We start from the raw sequence: 17927 nt of genomic DNA, 5'->3' as shown, positions 1-17927 counted from the left end.
CTCCGCTTGACCGAGTGCTAATCGCCGGAATAGTCTCGCACCTGGCACTCACCCCCGGTGAGTGCCAACACAGCGACGGGCAGGTCCGGCACCCGCGACGACGGATCCACCTGGTCGCCACTCAGACAGTTAGCCCCGTGAGATCTCCGAAGGGGGAGGTCGGATCGTGACGACCACCAGCTCCAAGGTTGCCATCAAGCCGCTTGAGGACCGCATCGTGGTCCAGCCGCTCGACGCCGAGCAGACCACGGCTTCCGGCCTGGTCATCCCGGACACCGCGAAGGAGAAGCCCCAGGAGGGCGTCGTCCTCGCCGTGGGCCCGGGCCGCTTCGAGGACGGCCAGCGTCTCCCGCTGGACGTCAGCGTCGGCGACGTCGTGCTGTACAGCAAGTACGGCGGCACCGAAGTGAAGTACAGCGGCGAGGAGTACCTCGTCCTCTCGGCTCGCGACGTGCTCGCGATCGTCGAGAAGTAATTCACCGAAGTACCGAGCATTGCTTTGAGCTGCGCCCCTGGTCACCCCGCTGATTGCCGGGCGGCAAGGGGCGCAGTTCGTTAAACCCGAGTTTTCGAGAGGGCTGAACCGCTCCCATGGCGAAGATCCTGAAGTTCGACGAGGACGCCCGTCGCGCCCTCGAGCGCGGCGTCAACAAGCTGGCCGACACGGTGAAGGTGACGATCGGCCCCAAGGGCCGCAACGTCGTCATCGACAAGAAGTTCGGCGCCCCCACCATCACCAACGACGGTGTCACCATCGCTCGCGAGGTCGAGCTGGACGACCCGTACGAGAACCTGGGCGCGCAGCTCGTGAAGGAGGTGGCGACCAAGACCAACGACATCGCGGGCGACGGCACCACCACCGCCACCGTGCTGGCCCAGGCGCTGGTCCGCGAGGGTCTGCGCAACGTCGCCGCCGGCGCCTCCCCGGCCGCCCTGAAGAAGGGCATCGACGCCGCGGTCAAGGCCGTGTCCGAGGAGCTCCTCGCGACCGCCCGTCCGATCGAGGACAAGTCCGACATCGCCGCCGTGGCCGCGCTCTCCGCGCAGGACCAGCAGGTCGGCGAGCTCATCGCCGAGGCGATGGACAAGGTCGGCAAGGACGGTGTCATCACCGTCGAGGAGTCCAACGCCTTCGGCCTGGAGCTGGAGTTCACCGAGGGCATGGCCTTCGACAAGGGCTACCTCTCCCCGTACATGGTCACCGACCAGGAGCGTATGGAGGCCGTCCTCGACGACCCGTACATCCTGATCAACCAGGGCAAGATCTCCTCCATCCAGGACCTCCTGCCGCTGCTGGAGAAGGTCATCCAGGCCGGCGCCTCGAAGCCGCTGCTGATCATCGCCGAGGACGTCGAGGGCGAGGCGCTCTCCACCCTCGTCGTCAACAAGATCCGCGGCACCTTCAACGCGGTCGCCGTCAAGGCCCCCGGCTTCGGTGACCGCCGCAAGGCGATGCTCCAGGACATGGCCACCCTCACCGGTGCCACCGTCATCGCCGAGGAGGTCGGCCTCAAGCTCGACCAGGCCGGTCTGGACGTCCTCGGTTCCGCGCGCCGCGTGACCATCTCCAAGGACGACACGACCATCGTCGACGGTGGCGGCAGCCACGACGAGGTCCTCGGCCGCGTCAACCAGATCAAGGCCGAGATCGAGTCCACCGACTCGGACTGGGACCGCGAGAAGCTGCAGGAGCGCCTGGCGAAGCTCGCCGGCGGCGTCTGCGTCATCAAGGTCGGCGCCGCCACCGAGGTGGAGCTCAAGGAGAAGAAGCACCGCCTTGAGGACGCCATCTCGGCGACCCGCGCCGCGGTCGAGGAGGGCATCGTCTCCGGCGGTGGCTCCGCGCTCGTCCACGCCGTGAAGGTGCTGGAGGGCAACCTGGGCCTGTCCGGCGACGAGGCCACGGGTGTCGCGGTCGTCCGCCGCGCCGCCGTCGAGCCGCTGCGCTGGATCGCCGAGAACGCCGGTCTTGAGGGTTACGTCATCACCTCCAAGGTCGCCGAGCTCGACAAGGGCCAGGGCTTCAACGCCGCCACCGGCGAGTACGGCGACCTGGTCAAGGCCGGCGTCATCGACCCGGTCAAGGTCACCCGCTCCGCGCTGGAGAACGCCGCTTCCATCGCCTCCCTGCTGCTCACGACCGAGACCCTGGTCGTCGAGAAGCCGGCCGAGGAAGAGGCCGACGCCGGTCACGGCCACGGTCACGGCCACAGCCACTGATCGCGCCCCACACAGGGAAGGCCCCGTTCCGCATCTGCGGAACGGGGCCTTCCCCGTTGCCCGGGTGCCGTGGGCCCGGAGGGCGGGGCGGGCGGGCGGGGCGGGCGGGGCTACATCGCTCCCAGGTCCCTCATCAGGCGCATGGCGTCGTAGTGCCACCAGCCTTCCTTGATCATTCCGTCCTCGCACCGGAAGACCGTCGTGCCGGTCATGGTGCAGTTCTTGCCGGTCGGGGCGATCCCCATGAACTCGCCCTTGTGCGTGCCGCTGAAGGTCCACATCGTGGTGACGTAGTCCTCCTGCGCCATCTGCGCGTCCAGGGTGAAGGCGAAGTCGAAGGCGCCGCGCCACATCCGCACGTCCTCGCGGATGCCGTCGCGGCCGGACTTGGCCTCGGGCCGGCTGATGTCGTGGTCCAGGTAGTCCGGCGCGAAGATCTCGTCCACGACGGACATGTCGCCCTTCATCGCGACCTCTTCGAACATGCGGCTCGCGAGCAGGGTGTTGAGGTGCTCGTCGCGGACGACGTCCAGGTTGGTGAACCGGGGCATCCCGTCGCAGAGGGCCATCATCTCCTGGAACATCGTGTCCGTCTCGGGGAGGTGAGAGTTCTTCATGGCCGCTTCGTACGACGGGAATTCGACGACGTCGACGAAGTGGGTGTCGGATTCCCGGTCCCTGCCCACCACGGTGTGGGACACGGTGCGCCTGCCCTTCGTCTTCTCCAGGTACCGGTCGATGACCTCGTTGACCGCTTCGGGTCTGCTGGTCTCGTAATCGACTATCTGTACGAATGTCATGGCGTACTCCCGCGCTGGAAGGAACACGTCCAGTTTAGGGAGAATTCACCCGTTCAGCCGGTTTCGAGGCCGTCCTGCTCCGCAGCCGCCCGGACTACTGCGGGCCGTACTTGCGGCCCGTGCGCGAGGACACCCCGCCCAGCAGCCCGCGCGGCGTCAGCTTCACCAGGCCCATCAGCGCCTTGTACCGCGGATCCGGGATCGAGACCGTCTTGCCGCGTGCCAGATCGTCCAGGGCCGCCGCCACCAGCTTGTCCGCGTCCAGCCACATCCAGTTGGGGATGTTGTCCGTGCCCATGCCGGCGCGCTGGTGGAACTCGGTGCGCACGAAACCGGGGCACAGCGCCATCAGCCGTACGCCCGATCCGGACAGGTCCCGTGCCGCGCCCTGCGTGAACTGCACGACCCAGGCCTTGCTCGCCCCGTACGTACCGCGCGGTACGAACGCCGCCACCGAGGCCACGTTGACGACGCCGCCCCGGCCCCGCGAGCGCATCGACTCGGTGGCCGCCGAGGTCAGCCGCAGGACGGCCTCGACGTGCACCTTGAGCATGGTCAGCTCGTCGGCCATGGAGACTTCGAGGTAGCGGCCCTTGTTGCCGAAGCCCGCGTTGTTGACCAGCAGGTCCACCGGGTGCGTACGGTCGCCGAGGCGGCGCTCGACGGCGGCGATGCCCTCGTCGGTGGACAGGTCGGCCGTCAGCACCTCGGCCTCGATGCCGTGCCGGTCGTGCAGCTCGGTGGCCTGCTCGCCGAGCCGCGACGCATCGCGGGCCACCAGCACGAGGTTGTGGCCCTGGGCGGCGAGCCGCCGGGCGAATGCGGCGCCGATGCCCGCCGTGGATCCCGTAATCAACGCAGTCGTCATAGGCGCAACCTAGCCGTCCACGGCGACAGCTCAAGGGGAGCCCGCCGGGCGGTACCCCTTCGTGATCGTCGGCGCCGTCACCGTCGCTTCCCGCTGCGGAACCGCTACTTCCGGCTACGAAAACCCCTGCTCCCGCCCTACTGCCCGTACTTCTCCACGTGGGCCAGGGCCATCTCGTGCCACTGCGGAGCCATCGCCGCGCCCGCCGCCCGCGTGCGCGCGAGCAGCGACCGGTCGGTGGTGAAGGCGCGGAACCAGAGCTCCACCGTCACGTCGTGGTCCGGCCGGTGCACGATCTCGACGCGGTCGCCGGGGGAGACCGGACCCTCCCGGACCACGCGCAGGTACGCACCCGGCCGCGCGGCCTGCGTGAACCGCTTGACCCAGCCCCGCTCGCCGAGGGCGCCCTGGAAGGTGCGGCACGGGATGCGGGCCGAGGCCACTTCGAGGACGAGCCCGCCGGAGCCGACCCGCCAGCGCTCGCCGAGCCGTGCGCCCGTCAGGTCCATGCCGGTGGTGGTGAGGTTCTCGCCGAAGAGCCCGGCGGGCAGCTCGCGGCCCAGCTCGGCCTCCCACCAGTCGAGGTCCTCGCGCGCGTAGGCGTAGACCGCCTGGTGGTCCCCGCCGTGGTGGCGCAGGTCGCAGACGGCGTCCCCCGTGAGACCGCTGCCGCCGGTCCCCTTGGGCCCGGGGGCGAACACGTCGACCGGGCCGGGGACGGGCTTCTTGCCGATGCCGGTCAGCCCGCCCTCCGCGTCGGTGTGGTCGACGGCCGTCGCCCGGCCGAGGTTCACGGAGACGACGCGCAGGGGGGACGCGGGGGCGCCGGAAGCGCCGGGGGCATCGGAAGCGCTGGAGGCATCGGACGTGCCGCGGGCATCGGAGGCGTCGGAAGTGGAGGGTGGCATGGCGCCACGGTAGCCGAGCCCCTCAAAGAAGCGCGAGAGTATTCGTGCCCGGCCCAAAGCTGGGCTTATGCTCGAAGGATGATCGAGGCACGACATCTCCGGGTGCTGCGCGCCGTCGCCGGCACCGGGTCCTTCTCCGCCGCCGCCCGCGAGCTCGGCTGCACCCAGCCCGCCGTCTCCCAGCAGATGAAGGCGCTGGAGCAGTCGGCCGGCACCCCGCTGCTCGTCCGCGCCGGCCGCGAGATGCGGCTGACCCAGGCCGGAACGGCCCTGGTCCGGCACGCCGCCGGAATCCTCGCCGGGCTGACCGCCGCGGAGGAGGAGGTCGCGGCCATCGCCGGGCTGCGCGCGGGCCGGGTCCGGCTGGTGTCCTTCCCCAGCGGCAGCTCGACGCTGGTGCCCACCGCGCTGGCCGCGATGCGCGCAGAGCACCCCGGTACCCGGATCTCGCTGGTCGAGGCGGAGCCGCCGCGGTCGGTGGAGATGCTGCGCGAGGGGGACTGCGATCTCGCGCTGGCCTTCCGGTACGGCTCGGCCTCCCCCTCCGCCGGCGGCCCGGCCGCCGAGGGCGAATGGGAGGACCTCGTGGTGCGGCCGCTGCTCACGGACCGGCTCGTCGGCCTGGTTCCCGAAGGGCACCGGCTGGCGGGGGCCGAGCGGGTGGGCATGGCCGAACTGGCCGACGAGCCCTGGATCGCGGGCTGTCCGCGCTGCCGCCGCCATCTGGTGGAGGTGTGCGAGGAGGTGGGCTTCACCCCGCGCATCGACTTCGCGACCGACGACTACCCGGCCGTGGTCGGCCTGGTCGGCGCCGGGCTGGGCGTCGCCGTACTGCCGGAGCTGGCGGTGGAGTCGGTCCGGGCCAAGGGCGTGAGCACCGTGGCCGTGGAACCCGCGGTGGAGCGGGAGGTCGTGGCGCTGACCCTGCCCGACCTGGCGCGCGTACCGGCCGTGGCGGCGACCCTGGCCGAACTGGAGCGGGCCGCCACGCGTTGACCGTACGGCGGTACGGCCAATCGCGTGACGTTCCGGGCCGGTTCGGGTTCGTTCCGATCGGGGCGCAGGTTGGGGAAACGTTCCTTCGTACGTTTCGGCGAACCGCGGTCAGTGGGGCGGCAGGGGGCCGATCGTGCTCGACGCGGGGATCAGGCGATGGCGTGCGCGTCCCATCAGTTCTTCGCGCTCGTCCTCGGTGAGACCGCCCCACACCCCGTAGGGCTCGCGGACGGCCAGTGCGTGCGCGGCGCATTCGGAGCGCACCGGGCATCTCATGCAGACCTCTTTAGCCGAGGCCTCGCGCGCGCTCCTCGCCGCGCCCCGCTCGCCTTCCGGGTGGAAGAAGAGGGAGCTGTCGACTCCTCGGCAGGCTGCCAGCAGCTGCCAGTCCCAGAGGTCGGCGTTCGGTCCGGGGAGGCGGGAGAAATCTGCCATGGGTAGTCCTCTTGGTGCCGGTACTGAGACGGATACGGTCCAAGTCTCCACACCTACTGTCGTAGTAGATGTAAATATGACTCATTGGGAATCTAGCCTCAGACACGTGCCAAACGGAAGAAAAGCCGCCAAATAGGGCATAGCTCCAGATGGACGACACGCGGAGAGTGGCACCCGCGCCGTATTCGCTTCCTCACGTAGAGTGCCGAAGGTGTCCGTCCGACCCGTAACTCTTTCGAGTGACCATCGTTGAGAGTGCGAAGGCGGTTGAACGAACAAGTTCCCGGACAGGTGTCCGAGAGCATCGACCGCACAGGTGACGATACGTACCAGCCTGGAGGCTCAAGGTGACGCGCATCAGCAGCTGCGGAGGGCGGTCATGACTTCCGTCCTCGTCTGCGACGACTCCCCGCTTGCCCGAGAGGCGCTCCGTCGCGCGGTTGCCACCGTGCCCGGCGTCGAGCGTGTGACGACGGCTGCCAACGGCGAGGAAGTCCTCCGCCGCTGGGGTGCCGACCGCTCCGACCTGATTCTGATGGATGTACGGATGCCGGGGCTGGGCGGTGTGGAGACGGTGCGCCGGCTGCTCTCGGCCGATCCGGGCGCCCGCATCATCATGCTGACGGTCGCCGAGGACCTGGACGGGGTGGCCCTCGCGGTCGCCGCCGGCGCCCGGGGCTATCTGCACAAGGACGCCTCGCGCGCCGAACTGCGGGCCACGGTCACCCAGGCGCTCGCCGACCCGACCTGGCGACTGGCCCCGCGCCGGCTCCGCTCGGCCGAGATGGGCGCCGCGCCCACGCTCACCGCGCGCGAGATCCAGGTGCTGGAGGGCATGAGCCACGGCCGGTCCAACGCGGAGATCGGGCGCGAGCTCTTCCTCTCCGAGGACACGGTCAAGACGCACGCCCGCCGGCTGTTCAAGAAGCTGGGCGCCTCGGACCGGGCGCACGCCGTGGCGCTCGGGTTCCGCTGGGGCCTGGTCCGCTGACCGCGAGCCCGCAGGCCGGAGGCTGAGAGCGGTCCCGTCCGCCACCGGCGGGCGGGGCGGCCCGTCGCGCAGCCGGCCGCGTGCCGGTGCGCACGCCGCTCCCCGCACCCGTCGGAGGGCCGGCCGCAGGGCCGGCCGGCGTCGCTCCGGCACCGGTCGCCCCCGGCCGCCCCGGCGGTCTCCGGCCGTCCCCGCGCGACGCGTCGCGTGCCGGGCGCGCCGCCCGTCGTGTTCTCGTCCGTTCCGGTCCCGCCGTACCCGGTGCGCACCCGGGGATGGGCGGGGCACAATCGGGGAACGTGTCGCTTCGCGCGCGATGCCGCATGCTTGAGGTGTGGCGCATTTTCTGGGATGGGGCCTCGGGGAGTATCCGGTCGAGCGGGAGGGGAGGGCGCGGTGACGAGCTCAGGCGCACCCGCTCATAACGCTTCGACGCACAACACGGGCCGTGGCGGCGCGAACGCTCCGGCGCCAAGGCACCATGGAGTGATGCGCGACGACGAGGCCCAGGGGTCACCCACGGCCACAGGCTCCACCGGCGCCGCCAAAAGCGGCAGCGCCGGGGCCGTCAGCGCGCTCGTACGCCGAGCGGTCGAGGGTGACGAGCAGGCGACGCACGATCTGCTCGCCTTCGTGCACCCGCTGGCCATCCGCTACTGCAGGACCCGGCTCTCGCGGCTCCCGGGCGACGCCCGCCACTTCGTGGAGGACCTCGCGCAGGAGGTCTGCGTCGCCGTCCTGATGGCGCTGCCGCGCTACCGGGACACGGGCCGGCCCTTCGAGGCCTTCGTCTTCGCCATCGCCGCGCACAAGGTCGCCGACCTCCAGCGCGCGGCCATGCGGCATCCGGGCAGCACGGCCGTGCCCTCCGACGAGATGCCGGAGCGGCCGGACGACTCGCTGGGTCCGGAGGAGCGGGCGCTGCTGAGCAGCGACGCGGCCTGGGCCAAGAAGCTGCTGGCCAACCTCCCGGAGAACCAGCGCGAGCTCCTCGTACTGCGGGTGGCGGTCGGCCTGACGGCCGAGGAGACCGGGCAGATGCTCGGGATGTCCCCCGGCGCGGTGCGGGTGGCACAGCACCGCGCGCTCAGCCGGCTGCGCGCGCTCGCGGAGCAGTGACGGCCCGAATCGCCGCAAGGCTCGTAGGAACAGACGAAACTTCTCCTTGACCTTGGTCGTGGAATGAGACGCGTCGGGATCCCGTTAGCATGGACATCCGCGCTGAGCAAGACCATTTGGGAAGGTGTCATGACCGCCGACGGAGTGCCCGACAAATTCGCCACGCTCGGACTGACCTACGACGACGTGCTGCTGCTGCCGGGCGCGTCGGACATGTCGCCTGACGCGATCGACACCTCCTCCCTCATCTCCCGCAACGTCCGCGTGAACGTGCCGCTGCTGTCCGCCGCCATGGACAAGGTCACCGAGGCCCGCATGGCCATCGCGATGGCCCGCCAGGGCGGCGTCGGCGTACTGCACCGCAACCTCTCGATCGCCGACCAGGCCAACCAGGTCGACCTGGTCAAGCGCTCCGAGTCCGGCATGGTCACCGACCCGATCACGGTCCACCCGGACGCGACGCTGGGCGAGGCCGACCAGCTGTGCGCGAAGTTCCGCATCTCCGGCGTCCCCGTCACCGACGCGGCCGGCAAGCTGCTCGGCATCGTCACCAACCGCGACATGGCCTTCGAGTCGGACCGCAGCCGCCAGGTGCGCGAGGTCATGACCCCGATGCCGCTGGTCACGGGCAAGGTCGGCATCTCCGGCGTGGACGCCATGGAGCTGCTGCGCCGCCACAAGATCGAGAAGCTGCCGCTGGTCGACGACGCGGGCATCCTCAAGGGCCTCATCACGGTCAAGGACTTCGTCAAGGCCGAGAAGTACCCGAACGCCGCCAAGGACAAGGACGGCCGCCTCCTGGTCGGCGCCGCGGTCGGCGTCGCCGGCGACGCGTACGACCGCGCCCAGGCGCTGATCGAGGCGGGCGCCGACTTCATCGTCGTCGACACCGCCCACGGCCACTCGCGCCTGGTCGGCGACATGGTCGCCAAGATCAAGTCGAACTCCACCGTCGACGTCATCGGCGGCAACGTCGCCACCCGCGACGGCGCCCAGGCGCTGATCGACGCCGGCTGCGACGGCATCAAGGTCGGCGTCGGCCCGGGCTCCATCTGCACCACCCGCGTCGTCGCCGGCATCGGCGTCCCGCAGGTCACCGCCATCTACGAGGCCTCCCTCGCGGCGAAGGCGGCCGGCGTCCCGGTCATCGGCGACGGCGGCCTCCAGTACTCCGGCGACATCGCCAAGGCGCTCGTCGCGGGCGCCGACACGGTGATGCTCGGCTCGCTCCTCGCGGGCTGCGAGGAGTCCCCGGGCGAGCTGCTCTTCATCAACGGCAAGCAGTTCAAGTCGTACCGCGGCATGGGCTCGCTCGGCGCGATGCAGTCCCGCGGCGACCAGCGCTCCTTCTCCAAGGACCGCTACTTCCAGGAGGGCGTGGGCGGCGACGACAAGCTCATCCCCGAGGGCATCGAGGGCCAGGTCCCCTACCGCGGCCCGCTCTCCGCGGTCGTGCACCAGCTCGTGGGCGGCCTGCGCCAGTCGATGTTCTACGTCGGCGGCCGCACGGTGCCCGAGCTCCAGGACCGCGGCCGCTTCGTCCGCATCACCTCGGCGGGCCTCAAGGAGAGCCACCCGCACGACATCCAGATGACGGTCGAGGCGCCGAACTACAGCCGCAAGGGCTGAACCGGCAGCGCCCGAAGGGGGCGGGTCCATCCGGACCCGCCCCCTTCGCCGTGCCCGGGCCGTGCGTCCGTACAGCGGTCACCGGAACGCGGGGCGCCGGGGTTCGGGGATACTGGACGGGCAGACCCAGAGGAAAGGCCACCACACGTGACTGAGATCGAGATCGGGCGCGGCAAGCGCGGCCGCAGGGCGTACGCGTTCGACGACATCGCCATCGTCCCGAGCCGGCGTACGCGGGACCCGAAGGAGGTCTCGATCGCCTGGCAGATCGACGCCTACCGCTTCGAGCTCCCGTTCCTGGCCGCCCCCATGGACTCGGTCGTCTCCCCGCAGACCGCCATCCGCATCGGCGAGCTCGGCGGCCTCGGCGTGCTGAACCTCGAAGGCCTGTGGACCCGGTACGAGGACCCGCAGCCGCTGCTCGACGAGATCACGGAGCTGGACGAGGAGTCCGCCACCCGCCGTCTCCAGGAGATCTACTCCGCCCCGATCCAGGCGGACCTGATCCGGCAGCGCATCAAGGAGGTCCGCGACTCCGGTGTCGTCACCGCCGCCGCGCTCTCCCCGCAGCGCACCGCCGAGTTCTCCAAGGCCGTCGTCGACGCCGGCGTGGACATCTTCGTGATCCGCGGCACCACCGTGTCGGCGGAGCACGTCTCCGGCGCCGCCGAACCGCTGAACCTGAAGCAGTTCATCTACGAGCTCGACGTCCCGGTCATCGTCGGCGGCTGCGCCACGTACACCGCGGCCCTGCACCTGATGCGCACCGGCGCGGCGGGCGTCCTGGTCGGCTTCGGCGGCGGCGCCGCGCACACCACGCGCAACGTGCTCGGCATCCAGGTCCCGATGGCCACCGCCGTCGCGGACGTGGCCGCGGCCCGCCGCGACTACATGGACGAGTCCGGCGGCCGCTACGTGCACGTCATCGCCGACGGCGGCGTGGGCTGGTCCGGCGACCTCCCCAAGGCCGTCGCCTGCGGCGCCGACGCCGTGATGATGGGCTCCCCGCTGGCCCGTGCCACCGACGCGCCCGGCAAGGGCCACCACTGGGGCATGGAGGCCGTCCACGAGGACGTGCCGCGCGGCAAGAAGGTCGACCTGGGTACGGTCGGCACCACCGAGGAGATCCTCACCGGCCCGTCGCACACCCCGGACGGCTCGATGAACCTCTTCGGCGCCCTGCGCCGCTCGATGGCCACCACGGGCTACAGCGAGCTCAAGGAGTTCCAGCGGGTCGAGGTCACGATCGCGGACTCGCAGCACAGCCGCTGACCCGTACGCCGTACGTACGCCGAAGGGCCGGCTCCCCGGAGGGGGAGCCGGCCCTTCGGCGTCGTCCGCCGGGCGGAGCGTCAGTCGCTGGCCTTCTTCGCGGCGCCGAAGGCCACGAAGCCGCCGATGGCGAGGAAGACGTAGTCCATCGCGTCCGCGCTCTCCTGCCAGATGTCGTTCAGACCGCCGACACCCGCCTTGTCGAGGACCTCGCCGAGGCCGACGTTGCCGTAGTCGGCCAGGGCCAGCGCGATGAAGAACAGCTGGCCGAGGTAGACGGCGCCGAGGGAGAGGACCGCGCCGACCACGGGGAGCAGCGGGTTCTTGCCGCCGGCCTTGCCGGCGGCGAAGCCGATCAGCAGACCGACGCCGACCGCGGCGTAGCCGACCTGGCGGTCGATCGCGTTCATGATCCCGCCGTACGCGGCGGCCGCGATCAGGGCGGCGACCACGGCCGCGGCGATGCCCAGGCCGATGTTGCCGGTGCGGGCGGGCTCGGCGGGGTACGGGACGGCGGCGGCCGGGATCGCGGAGCCGGCGGCGGCGTCGGACTCGGGCGCGGGCGGCTGGATGTGCTGGCTCATGGTGGAAATCCCCCCCAGGGATTCGGGCATACGGGTGTCCCCGGAGGTCGGCCGAGGGCGTATGGATGAGATAAGTCGCCGCAGGCTAGCAGGCGGCTCCGACATCCGCTGACGCCTTTTCCGGATGCGGTCCGCCCCGGTCAGAGCCGGTGTGCCGCCCCCGCCGGGCTGGCCCCTCGGGTGTCCAGCAGCAACTGCGCCTTCACCGCGAGGCCTTGGAGGTCGTACGTGCGGTGGTGCTGGAGCAGGATCGTCAGGTCGGCGTTCGCGGCGGCCTCGTACAACGATTCGGCACGGGGTACCGGCCGGTCCCTGACGCGCCATCCGGCGACGAACGGGTCGTGGTAGCTGACCAGCGCCCCGAGGTCGATCAGGCGGCTGGCGATCTCGCGGGCCGGCGAGCCCTCCTGGTCGGCGAGGTCGGGCTTGTACGTGACGCCGAGCAGCAGGACGCGGGCGCCGCGGGCCGATTTCCCGTGCTCGTTCAGCAGGGTGGCGGAGCGCTGGATGACGTACTGGGGCATCCGGCCGTTGATCTCCTGCGCCAGGCCGACCATGCGCAGGGGGTGGCCCGGGGTGCGGGTGGTGTGGGGGAGGTAGTTGGGGTCGAGGGGGACGCTGCGGCCGCCGACCCCCGGGCCGGGCCGGAAGGCCTGGAACCCGTACGGCTTGGTCTCGGCGCAGCGGATGACGTCCCAGAGGTCGACGCCGAGGTCGTGGCAGAGCACCGCCATCTCGTTCATGAGGGCGATGTTGACGTGGCGGTAGTTCGTCTCGAGGAGCTGGACCGTCTCCGCCTCGCGCAGACCGCGGGCCCGGACCACCTTCTCGGTGAGGCGGGCGTAGAAGGCGTGCGCGGACTCGGTGCAGGCGGGGGTGAGGCCGCCGATCACCTTGGGGGTGTTGGCGATCCCGTGCGTCCGGTTGCCGGGGTCGAGCCGGCTGGGGGAGTAGGCGAGGTGGAAGTCCCGGCCGGCGCGCAGTCCGGAGCCGGATTCCAGGATGGGGCGCAGGTAGTCCTCGGTGACGCCCGGGTGGGCCGCGGATTCGAGGATGACGGTGGTGTGCGGGCGCAGCCGGGCGGCGAGCGTGCGCCCCGCCTCGCCGACGGCGGAGAGGTCGAGCGCGCGGTCGGCGCCGAGTTGGGTGGGGGCGCAGATGACGGCGGTGCGGACCCGGCCGAGTTCGGCGGGGTTGTTGGTGATCCGGAAGCCGGCGGCCGACATGCGGCGGATCTCGGCGGCGGTGAGGGTGGAGTCGGTGGCGCCGGCGGTGGCCGCGGTCCCGGCGGGGCCCGTGACTCCGGCGGGTCCTGCGGCTGCGGATGTCGCCGGACCGCTGTCGTAGCCGACCGTCTCGATTCCGGCGGCGACGGCCGCCTGGGCCAGCGGGAGGCCGAGGTGGCCGAGTCCGATGACGGCGAGATCTGCGGGCATGGGGTGCCGTCCCTTCCCTGGCATGCATGAGGGGGCTGGGTGCGCAAGCCCTGTGGACCGTGCAGGTGGAGTGTGGAGCTGGCGCGATGTCAGACTAGGCGTATATATGACCGATGTGTCGTATTACGGGGTGATGGTCACTGTTGTGTTGTCCACAGGCGGTGGCTGATGTCGGTGCGGCGGGTCAGAATCGTGAGCGGGGGATGTGAGCGGGGTCACCCGCACCGAGCCGGGGCGACCCGCACCAACGGGAGGCAGCCGTGAGGACAGCGACACTGGGGCCGGTCCAGCGCGAAGAGGCACTCGCCCGGATGGCCGAGCGGGAACTGGACGTGCTGGTCGTGGGCGCGGGCGTGGTCGGCGCGGGCACCGCGCTCGACGCGGCGACCAGAGGCCTCTCGACGGGGCTGGTGGAGGCCAGGGACTGGGCGTCCGGCACCTCCAGCCGGTCCAGCAAGCTCATCCACGGCGGCCTGCGCTATCTGGAGATGCTCGACTTCGCTCTCGTACGGGAGGCCCTCAAGGAACGCGGCCTGCTGCTGGAGCGGCTGGCTCCGCACCTGGTGAAGCCCGTGCCGTTCCTGTACCCGCTCCAGCACAAGGGCTGGGAGCGGTTCTACGCCGGATCGGGCGTCGCGCTGTACGACGCGATGTCCGTCTCCAGCGGGCACGGGCGGGGGCTCCCGGTGCACCGCCACCTGTCGCGCAAGCGCGCCCTGCGGGTGGCTCCGGCGCTGCGCAAGGACGCGCTGGTGGGGGCGCTGCAGTACTACGACGCCCAGATGGACGACGCGCGGTACGTGGCGACGCTGGTGCGCACGGCGGCCGTGTACGGGGCGCAGTGCGCCAACCGGGCGCGGGTGGTCGGATTCCTGCGGGAGGGCGAGCGGGTCGTCGGGGCACGCGTGCAGGACGTGGAGGGCGGCGGGGAGTACGAGATCCGCGCGCGCCAGATCGTGAACGCGACCGGAGTGTGGACGGACGACACGCAGGCGCTGATCGGGGAGCGCGGGCAGTTCCACGTCCGGGCGTCGAAGGGCATCCATCTGGTCGTACCGAAGGACCGGATCCACTCCTCGACGGGGCTGATCCTGCGGACGGAGAAGTCCGTACTGTTCGTCATCCCGTGGGGCCGCAGCTGGATCGTGGGCACGACCGACACGGACTGGGACCTGGACAAGGCGCATCCGGCGGCGTCGAGCGCGGACATCGACTACCTGCTGGAGCACGTGAACTCGGTGCTGGCGGTGCCGCTGACGCGGGACGACGTGCAGGGCGTGTACGCGGGCCTGCGGCCGCTGCTGGCCGGGGAGTCGGACGCGACGAGCAAGCTCTCGCGCGAGCACACGGTGGCGCATCCCGTGCCCGGGCTGGTGGTGGTGGCGGGCGGCAAGTACACGACGTACCGGGTGATGGCGAAGGACGCGGTCGACGAGGCGGTGCACGGGCTGGACCAGCGGGTCGCGGAGTGCGTGACGGAGGACGTGCCGCTGGTGGGGGCGGAGGGGTACCGGGCGCTGTGGAACGGGCGGGTCGGGATCGCGGCCCGGACGGGTCTTCACGTGGTGCGGGTGGAGCACCTGTTGAACCGGTACGGCTCGATGACGGACGAACTGCTGGACCTGATCGCGGCGGACCCCGGTCTGGGGCAGCCGCTGGGCGGCGCGGACGACTACCTGCGGGCGGAGGTGGTGTACGCGGCTTCGCACGAGGGGGCGCGGCATCTGGACGACGTGCTGACGCGGCGGACGCGGATCTCGATCGAGACGTTCGACCGGGGCACGCGGTCGGCGCGGGAGTGCGCGGAGCTGATGGCTCCGGTTCTGGGGTGGGACAAGCAGCAGATCGAGAAGGAAGTGGAACACTACGAGAAGCGGGTACAGGCGGAACGGGAATCGCAGCGGCAGCCGGACGATCAGACGGCGGACGCGGCGCGGCTGGGGGCGCCCGACATCGTTCCGTTGTAACTCCGGGATGCGCAGGGGGGAACCGCAGACCCGGGGCGCCCGTCCGTTGCGGAGTGAGGAACAATGAGGGTTCTGCCGGGGCGGGTTACCGGGGATCCCCGGGGCAGCAGGCGGCACGATCGCAGAGGGGACGCATGTCGAAGCCGGAGCACACCGAGTCGCCTGCGGCGAAGCAGGAAGCTACGCGTGCCGAGTCGCCTGCGGCGAAGCGGGACCTGAGCGTGGCCGGGGCGGAGCCGGAGGCTGCGAACACCGACGCGTCGCCCGCGGCCGGCGCCGCCGAGGGAGGCGGGTCCGCACGGGAAGCGGCGAGGGCCGCCGCGCCCGAGGACGCGAAGCCGGACCTGGCCAAGCCCGCGGCCGGCAGAGCCGGTGGTGCCTCCCGAGGCGCCGACTCCGCCGACCGGGCCGCGGCGGAGCCGGAGCCCGCGGCGAACGCCGAGGAGAAGCCGGCCGACGAGAAGCCTGTGGAAGGCAAGAAGGCCGACGAGAAGAAGGCCGACGAGAAGCCTGTCGAAGACAAGAAGGCCGACGAGAAGCCGGTTGAAGACAAGAAGGCCGGCACGGTGAATCCCGTCGTCGAGAAGGCCGATGCGGTTGCCGCCGCCGTCAAGGCGGCCGCCGCCAAGGCCGCCGAGGGCGGGCACGACGAGGGCCGGCTGCTCGCGCGTCGCTACCGGCTGCGCGAAGTGCTCGGCAAGGGCGGCATGGGTACCGTCTGGCGCGCCGAGGACGAGACCCTCGGCCGCACGGTCGCCGTCAAGGAACTCCGCTTCAGCACAGGCGTCGACGAAGACGAGAAGCGCCGCCTCATCACCCGTACGCTCCGCGAGGCCAAGGCCATTGCGCGGATCCGCAGCGGCGGCGCCGTCACCGTCTTCGACGTCGTCGACGAGGACGGCCGCCCGTGGATCGTCATGGAGCTCATCGAGGGCCCCTCGCTCGCCGAGTTCATCCGTGAGAACGGCCCGCTGACCCCCCATCGCGCGGCCGAGGTCGGCCTTGCCATCCTCGACGTGCTCCGCGCCGCGCACGGCCAGGGCATCCTGCACCGGGACGTGAAGCCCTCCAACGTCCTCATCGCGCGCACCGGCCGCGTCGTCCTCACCGACTTCGGCATCGCCCAGGTCGAGGGCGACCCCTCCGTCACCTCCACCGGCATGCTCGTCGGCGCCCCCTCGTACATCTCCCCCGAGCGCGCCCGCGGCCAGAAGCCCGGCCCGCCGGCCGACATGTGGTCCCTCGGCGGACTGCTGTACGCCGCCGTCGAAGGCGTGCCCCCGTACGACAAGGGCTCCGCGCTCGCCACCCTCACCGCCGTCATGACCGAGCCGGTGGAACCGCCCAAGAACGCGGGCCCGCTGACCGAGGTCATCTACGGCCTGCTGGCCAAGGACCCGGCCCGCCGCCTCGACGACGAGCGCGCGCGGGCGATGCTTACCGCCGTCGTCAACGCGCCGGAGCCGGTGGCCGCCCCCGTCCTCGCCCCCGCCGTCGAGGAGACCCGCCAGATCTCGCTCGCCGACGCCAAGGAGGCCGCGGCCAAGGCCACTGCCGAGAAGGCCGCGGAGAAGGCGGCCGAGAAGGCGGAGAAGGCGGAGAAGAAGGAGCGCGAACGGCTGGAGCGCGAGCAGCGCGACCGGGCCCGCGCGGCGCTGAAGGCGACCCGCAAGGCCGCGGCCGCCGCGGCCGCCGCGGCGGCGACCACGGCGGCCTCGGCGGCCGAGTCCCCGGCCCCCGCGCCGGCGCCGAGCAGGCCCTCGCCGGTCGCGGCCCCGCTCACCGACGTCATGTCCCGCCGCACCATCGCCCTCGCGATAGCCGGTGTGGTCGTCGCGCTCGCCGTGATCGGTTCGCTCATCGCGTACGCGTTCAGCGGTGACGACCCGAAGGACAAGAAGGAAGAGGGCAAGGGCGGTCCGGGTACGGCGGTGTCCGGCAGCCCCAGCCCCGGCTCTTCGGCGAAGACCGGCGAGACCAGCGCCACCTCGGGCAAGGGCGGCACCGGGACCGGGAGCGCCAACGGCGGTGCCGGCAGCCAGCCGAGCCAGGGGCAGTCCCCGGGCGGTCAGCAGGGCCAGAGCCAGGGCCAGGGTCAGGGGCAGGGCTCCACTACGGGCGGTCCCGGAGCCGGACTCCCCGACGGCTACGCGAAGGTGACGGACCCCGGGTTCCACTTCTCGATGGCCATGCCGTCGGGCTTCAAGGTGACGGGCATAGCCGGCGAGAACTCCGGCGCGATATACAGCCGCGACGGCGGCTTCCCGCGCATCCAGGTCGACTACACCGCCAGCCCCGGCAGCGACGCCCGCGCCGCGTGGGCCGAGGCGGTCGCCGGAACGGCGAGCTCCAGCACCAACTACCGCACGATCCGCATCGACGCGACGGAGTACAACGGCTATCCGACCGTCGCGGACTGGGAGTTCGAGCGGGAACAGAAGGGCATGAAGGTCCGCGTGCTCAACCGCGGTTTCAGGGTGGACGCCAAGCACGGCTACGCCATCATGATCAGCTGCCCGGCGGACCAGTGGGACGCCCCTGAGTGCACGACGATGCGCAACACGGCCTTCCAGACGTTCCAGCCGCTGGGCTGAACCCCTCCTCCGCCCTGCCCGAACTCCGCCCCGGCACGGTCGGGTGACGAGCCTTCGCAGCCTCGGGACGCGGGCGCCCTGCGCGACGTATCGTGGCAGTGGGGCCAT

At 71.4% G+C, this 17927-nt stretch carries 15 protein-coding genes; 9 read left to right on the top strand and 6 right to left on the bottom strand.

Annotated features, from left to right (window positions below; all coding sequences use genetic code 11):
• Positions 1 to 166: 166 nt before the first annotated feature.
• The gene (groES, locus tag ACFYXV_RS04625) at positions 167 to 475 is read left to right on the top strand and encodes a co-chaperone GroES (protein ID WP_356215148.1); all 309 of its coding nucleotides are present in this window, start codon (positions 167 to 169) and stop codon (positions 473 to 475) included.
• A 116-nt stretch (positions 476 to 591) separates the two neighbouring features.
• The gene (gene groL / locus ACFYXV_RS04620) at positions 592 to 2220 is read left to right on the top strand and encodes a chaperonin GroEL (RefSeq protein WP_385468054.1); all 1629 of its coding nucleotides are present in this window, start codon (positions 592 to 594) and stop codon (positions 2218 to 2220) included.
• Positions 2221 to 2330: 110 nt separating this feature from the next.
• Here the strand turns inward: groL and ACFYXV_RS04615 are convergent, their stop codons facing one another.
• The 3 genes from ACFYXV_RS04615 to ACFYXV_RS04605 form a co-directional block, all read right to left on the bottom strand.
• Positions 2331 to 3020, bottom strand: coding sequence for an ester cyclase (locus ACFYXV_RS04615; protein WP_385468057.1), 690 nt, complete (start codon positions 3018 to 3020; stop codon positions 2331 to 2333).
• Positions 3021 to 3114: 94 nt separating this feature from the next.
• Positions 3115 to 3888: an SDR family NAD(P)-dependent oxidoreductase gene (locus ACFYXV_RS04610; protein WP_383340565.1), complete on the bottom strand. Its 774-nt coding sequence runs from the start codon at positions 3886 to 3888 to the stop codon at positions 3115 to 3117.
• 137 nt (positions 3889 to 4025) lie between these two features.
• The gene (locus tag ACFYXV_RS04605; RefSeq protein ID WP_385468092.1) at positions 4026 to 4697 is read right to left on the bottom strand and encodes an MOSC domain-containing protein; all 672 of its coding nucleotides are present in this window, start codon (positions 4695 to 4697) and stop codon (positions 4026 to 4028) included.
• 177 nt (positions 4698 to 4874) lie between these two features.
• Here ACFYXV_RS04605 and ACFYXV_RS04600 point away from each other — a divergent pair, with 177 nt between their 5' ends.
• The gene (locus tag ACFYXV_RS04600) at positions 4875 to 5792 is read left to right on the top strand and encodes a LysR family transcriptional regulator (RefSeq protein WP_385468060.1); all 918 of its coding nucleotides are present in this window, start codon (positions 4875 to 4877) and stop codon (positions 5790 to 5792) included.
• Between the two features lie 108 nt (positions 5793 to 5900).
• Here the strand turns inward: ACFYXV_RS04600 and ACFYXV_RS04595 are convergent, their stop codons facing one another.
• On the bottom strand, positions 5901 to 6227 hold the full coding sequence (locus ACFYXV_RS04595; RefSeq protein WP_030864318.1) for a WhiB family transcriptional regulator: 327 nt from the start codon (positions 6225 to 6227) through the stop codon (positions 5901 to 5903).
• Positions 6228 to 6606: 379 nt separating this feature from the next.
• Here ACFYXV_RS04595 and ACFYXV_RS04590 point away from each other — a divergent pair, with 379 nt between their 5' ends.
• The 4 genes from ACFYXV_RS04590 (at position 6607) to ACFYXV_RS04575 (ending at position 11238) form a co-directional block, all read left to right on the top strand.
• A complete protein-coding gene (locus ACFYXV_RS04590) occupies positions 6607 to 7218 on the top strand; it encodes a response regulator transcription factor (protein WP_003948568.1) in 612 nt (203 codons plus the stop codon).
• 489 nt (positions 7219 to 7707) lie between these two features.
• The gene (locus tag ACFYXV_RS04585) at positions 7708 to 8337 is read left to right on the top strand and encodes a sigma-70 family RNA polymerase sigma factor (RefSeq protein WP_030864315.1); all 630 of its coding nucleotides are present in this window, start codon (positions 7708 to 7710) and stop codon (positions 8335 to 8337) included.
• A 129-nt stretch (positions 8338 to 8466) separates the two neighbouring features.
• Positions 8467 to 9966: an IMP dehydrogenase gene (guaB, locus tag ACFYXV_RS04580; RefSeq protein ID WP_319727518.1), complete on the top strand. Its 1500-nt coding sequence runs from the start codon at positions 8467 to 8469 to the stop codon at positions 9964 to 9966.
• A 147-nt stretch (positions 9967 to 10113) separates the two neighbouring features.
• Positions 10114 to 11238: a GuaB3 family IMP dehydrogenase-related protein gene (locus ACFYXV_RS04575; protein ID WP_383340573.1), complete on the top strand. Its 1125-nt coding sequence runs from the start codon at positions 10114 to 10116 to the stop codon at positions 11236 to 11238.
• An 80-nt stretch (positions 11239 to 11318) separates the two neighbouring features.
• Here the strand turns inward: ACFYXV_RS04575 and ACFYXV_RS04570 are convergent, their stop codons facing one another.
• Positions 11319 to 11822, bottom strand: coding sequence for a hypothetical protein (locus ACFYXV_RS04570; protein ID WP_389381999.1), 504 nt, complete (start codon positions 11820 to 11822; stop codon positions 11319 to 11321).
• Positions 11823 to 11962: 140 nt separating this feature from the next.
• Complete coding sequence (locus ACFYXV_RS04565; RefSeq protein WP_385468069.1) at positions 11963 to 13258, bottom strand: nucleotide sugar dehydrogenase; 1296 nt, start codon at positions 13256 to 13258, stop codon at positions 11963 to 11965.
• Between the two features lie 260 nt (positions 13259 to 13518).
• On the opposite strand from ACFYXV_RS04565, the gene ACFYXV_RS04560 reads away from it, so the two are divergent.
• Both ACFYXV_RS04560 and ACFYXV_RS04555 read left to right on the top strand, forming a co-directional pair.
• A complete protein-coding gene (locus tag ACFYXV_RS04560; protein WP_385468072.1) occupies positions 13519 to 15225 on the top strand; it encodes a glycerol-3-phosphate dehydrogenase/oxidase in 1707 nt (568 codons plus the stop codon).
• A gap of 134 nt (positions 15226 to 15359) precedes the next feature.
• Positions 15360 to 17819, top strand: coding sequence for a serine/threonine-protein kinase (locus ACFYXV_RS04555; RefSeq protein ID WP_389381998.1), 2460 nt, complete (start codon positions 15360 to 15362; stop codon positions 17817 to 17819).
• Positions 17820 to 17927 lie beyond the last annotated feature (108 nt).

Origin of the sequence: Streptomyces sp. NPDC002181 (assembly GCF_042890485.1) — a bacterium.
In the GTDB taxonomy this organism is placed as follows: domain Bacteria; phylum Actinomycetota; class Actinomycetes; order Streptomycetales; family Streptomycetaceae; genus Streptomyces.
This window is presented reverse-complemented; position numbering and strand designations above follow the sequence as displayed.